3 protein-coding genes and 1 pseudogene are annotated in these 3,702 nt (G+C 48.7%); 1 reads left to right on the forward strand and 3 read right to left on the reverse strand.

Going from position 1 to position 3,702, the window contains the following annotated elements:
- Window positions 1–704 (forward strand): IS3 family transposase (locus tag HMPREF2932_RS07025; protein ID WP_232745224.1); only part of this gene is annotated, 704 nt, incomplete at its 5' end.
- Window positions 705–967: 263 nt separating this feature from the next.
- Here the strand turns inward: HMPREF2932_RS07025 and HMPREF2932_RS13135 are convergent.
- The 3 genes and pseudogenes from HMPREF2932_RS13135 to HMPREF2932_RS13425 form a co-directional block, all read right to left on the reverse strand.
- The gene (locus HMPREF2932_RS13135) at window positions 968–2,203 is read right to left on the reverse strand and encodes an MFS transporter (protein WP_080975087.1); all 1,236 of its coding nucleotides are present in this window, start codon (window positions 2,201–2,203) and stop codon (window positions 968–970) included.
- Window positions 2,204–2,224: 21 nt separating this feature from the next.
- Complete coding sequence (locus HMPREF2932_RS13140) at window positions 2,225–3,286, reverse strand: HesA/MoeB/ThiF family protein (RefSeq protein ID WP_080975088.1); 1,062 nt, start codon at window positions 3,284–3,286, stop codon at window positions 2,225–2,227.
- 270 nt (window positions 3,287–3,556) lie between these two features.
- A pseudogene (locus HMPREF2932_RS13425) lies at window positions 3,557–3,702 on the reverse strand (IS3 family transposase); the annotation flags it as partial.

Below are 3,702 nucleotides of genomic sequence, written 5' to 3' on the forward strand. Positions count from 1 at the left end.
CACTACGTGTCCACGATTTGCGGGCAACCCCAGATCCCACACGTCGCGACGGTGCTACAACCCCTGCCAAGCGGATCAATCGCAAAAAGGTGGCCCGCTTGATGCGGGCCCAGAACCTGTTCGGATTTCAGAAGAAGCGCAGGGTCAAGACCACTGTGCGCGACAAAGGCCGGCGCGTGTTCGCAGACTTGGTGAACCGTGACTTCACCGCCTGCGCTGCAAATCGTGTGCTTGTCGGCGATATTACGTATCTGCCGATCGCAGACGGAACGAACATGTACTTAGCAACAGCTATTGATTGTTTCTCCCGCAAACTTATCGGCTTTGCTATCGCAGATCACATGCGCACCGAACTGGTAGAAGAAGCCCTCGAAAACGCTTCCCACCTGCGAGGAGGTCTAGACGGTGCGATTTTCCACTCAGATCACGGAAGCGTGTACACCTCATCGCAGTTCCAGGCAACATGCAGGCGCTTGGGCGTTACCCAGTCGATGGGCGCGGTGGGAACCAGCGCGGATAATTCGCTCGCTGAGTCGTTCAGCGCGGCTTTAAAACGGGAGGTCCTCAAAGATACAAAGACCTTCGCCAATCAACTTATCTGCCGCAGAGACGTATTCCGGTGGTGCGTGCGCTACAACACGTGCCGTCGGCACACATGGTGCGGATACCAAACCCCCGATGAGTTCGAGTCCCAAGCCGCTTAAGGCCTGATAGGCTTACACCTACATTTTGTTCACCCCACGGTGTCTACTTTCCGGGGGTCGGGCTCCTTGAAACCGTCGCTCACCAGTCGCCCAGAGTTCTCTTTCTGGAAGTCCTGGATTTTGATTAGGTCTGGGAGCATTACGGTGTTTCAATCATTCCAACTGGACGGGGAGATGAGGTATATGTCGTCGAAAGTTATTTGGCTTAATCGTTCTATGGGGTAATCCTTATTTTAAGAGCATTACAGTGCAGAGTGGAACTATCAGGATTGAACTTCGTCGAGTTGAGATAGCAATGGTATTCCGCGAACCGCTGAGGTTAGCGTCATCATGGTGGCAATGAGCGCGAATGTTGAAATGAGTCCGAGTGTTGTTGAAGCTCCCCAGTGCTCAAATCCAAAGCCAGCGAGAAATGCTCCGAATGGCATGAGAAATATTCCAGGAATGGTAGAAGCTGTGGTTACTGCGCCCATTCGGTAGTCAGGGGTAATGGCGGCAGTAAAAGCCCCAATTGCAGTATTAAAAGACGCTAGGGGTAGACCCGCGATAAACAAAGCAATGATGGTGGCGACCGTATTGCTATGTAGTGTGGTAAGCACAATAAGGCTTATTGTGAAGGTAAGTAAAGCTATAGTGCCAAGTTTTCCTAGTGGTACAACCTCTGCTAGCTTGCTGGCCAAAAAAGAACCTACGATGACACCGGATCCAAAAGATGCTGAAATCAAACCGATAATGAATGCAGATTCTCCTGTAGCGCGGTATGAAAAAATCAGTACCAAGATAAAAGCTGACATTGGAATGTTGGCAACGGCTGCCACGAGAGTGATTGCGCGCAGCCCTGTGTGGCTAAATACAAAACGGAACCCATCAGTCGAGGACTTTAGAACAGAAACATTTGTGTCGTGTTCTTCGGGTAGCTGATTTGTTGACGCTGAATTAGGCTTTCGAGGAACGAGAGCGCAGGCGATGGCATGGAATGCTCCCTGGACAAAAAGAGCTAAGTGGGGGTTTAAACCGTAAAGAAGTCCGGCGCTCGGTCCGCCGAAAACTTCCGCAGTGGATTCACGTCCATGCGCGATAGCATTTGCTGTACCTAGATCGCTTGTAGGGACCATCTGCTTGATGAGACTTTGTTCGCTTGGTGCGTCGAATGCAGAGAGCGCGGAAGCGAGAACGATGCATAAAACTATGGGGAGTAACGGAAGATCACTAAAGGAGAGCATGAGAGCAATGCTGATCCAAATGATCGTTTGAGCGAGAGTAACTAGTTTTAGCACTACTGAGGGATGAAACTTATCTGTTAATGCACCGGCAAACAGGCTCAAAAGAATAAGCGAACCTGTTCCAAAAGCTGATACTGATCCTGCCAGTGTGGCGTTTTTGCTTATGTCAAAAATCAATAGTGGAACTATTACTGAAGCCATTGCATAACCAGTTTGGTTGAACGCCATTGTTCCGACTAAGCGGCGATAGCCAGGAATACTCATTAAGGTGGCCATTTCTTAGTCCTTTCATGAAGGCTAATGTTGGCAAGACGAGGGGAAATCAATGGAATATTGATTTGAATAGTCTGCAAGGTTTTGATGTAGAACTTTGCCCATAGATAAGTTGGTTCTTGAGACTAAGAACCTTAAGGCTTCGAGTGAAGCCAATGCACTGGCTATTGACACGATAGGTGCTATCGCAGCGTTAATTCCAAGAGGGGTTTCCTCGTAGAGTCCAGAAATATTATTCTGTTGCAGCCGTTGTTTTTCACTTTCTCGAAGGCATCGGTAGCACCCTGTCGTTCCGGGGACAAAAGTCGCGCAAACCGCCATCGGCCCGGCGTAGCTGCAGTCAATCCAGGGCTTTTTGGTGGCTATTGCGGCTTCTGATACCCAATATGCCGATTCGGGTGGGTTGTCGATTGCTCTTATAGCTAGATCTGCTTCCTTGAAAATGGGAATTAATTCCTCTACTCCTTCAATTTTTCGCTCGATCGTACGTACTGAGCAATCGCTATTTAACTCTCTAATCCTATTTTTGAGTTCATCAGTCTTTAATTTGCCGATAGATTTTTCCGAATAAGCAATTTGTCGATTCAGGTTGGACAACTCGACAGTGTCAAAATCAACGAGAGTTATTTTTCCTATTCCACTTGCGGCCATCTGTAACGCGATGCTAGATCCAATGCCTCCGGCCCCTAAAATACAAATGCTCGACGAGCAGATAATTTCTTGAGGAGCCCATCGATCAAATTTCCCAAATCCGCCTAGCCATGAGTAGAGCGCAGTACTGCGAGAAAAACGAGTCTGTTGTTCTGGGGTTAAGTTGGGTTGAGAAATGGCCTCAATGTGTCCTAGCTGGATTAGCTTCTCGAGCAGAGTATGTGCATTAAAGGGAGAAATTCCCGTTTGCTTAGCGATCTGTTCGGTAGCTTCTTGCTGATTTAGGGTGCCGTTTAAAATTTTATTCAATTTTTGGAGATGGTGGTCTGGATCCTGGACATAGTGCCCGATTCCTGCCGTGTTTGATCCAACAACTGACCTGCCATCCCCTAGAGGCCTAACTTCATGGGCGGTCCGGAATGATATCAAGGACATTGTTCTCCTTAAAGTAAAAAGGGGGCCCGAATGTATTCAGGTCCCCGTGGTTGTCTGATGTTTTATGCCTGTCCAACGCGGTGGGCTTCCATCAGATTCTGGGTGGAAATCACTTCAAAATCGAATGACATTGGCCTCCTCCTTTCATGAGTGAAGTTACAGAAAGGGTAGCAGTGAGCCAAGGCACAGTCAATGAAAAATATAATTTAATTCTCTAAGGGGTGTGAGGTTGCCCGCAAATCGTGGACACGTAGTGGAGCTACCTAGTGGTTAGGCAGCTATTTCTTTTCTGCTGGTGGTTAGACCAATGTGGTTTTCGAAGTCGACGGGGCTGACCATCCCGAGTGCAGAGTGCCGGCGCCGGCGGTTGTAGACGACTTCCATCCAGTAGGCAACGGCCTTACGTGCGGCATCAC

The organism is Corynebacterium sp. HMSC074H12, assembly GCF_001813755.1.
GTDB lineage: Bacteria > Actinomycetota > Actinomycetes > Mycobacteriales > Mycobacteriaceae > Corynebacterium > Corynebacterium hiratae.

Excerpts from the sequence above, each read along its gene's own strand:
- HMPREF2932_RS13135 (WP_080975087.1), bottom strand. The coding sequence starts at position 2,203 with ATGGCCACCTTAATGAGTATTCCTGGCTATCGCCGCTTAGTCGGAACA.
- HMPREF2932_RS13140 (WP_080975088.1), bottom strand. The coding sequence starts at position 3,286 with ATGTCCTTGATATCATTCCGGACCGCCCATGAAGTTAGGCCTCTAGGG.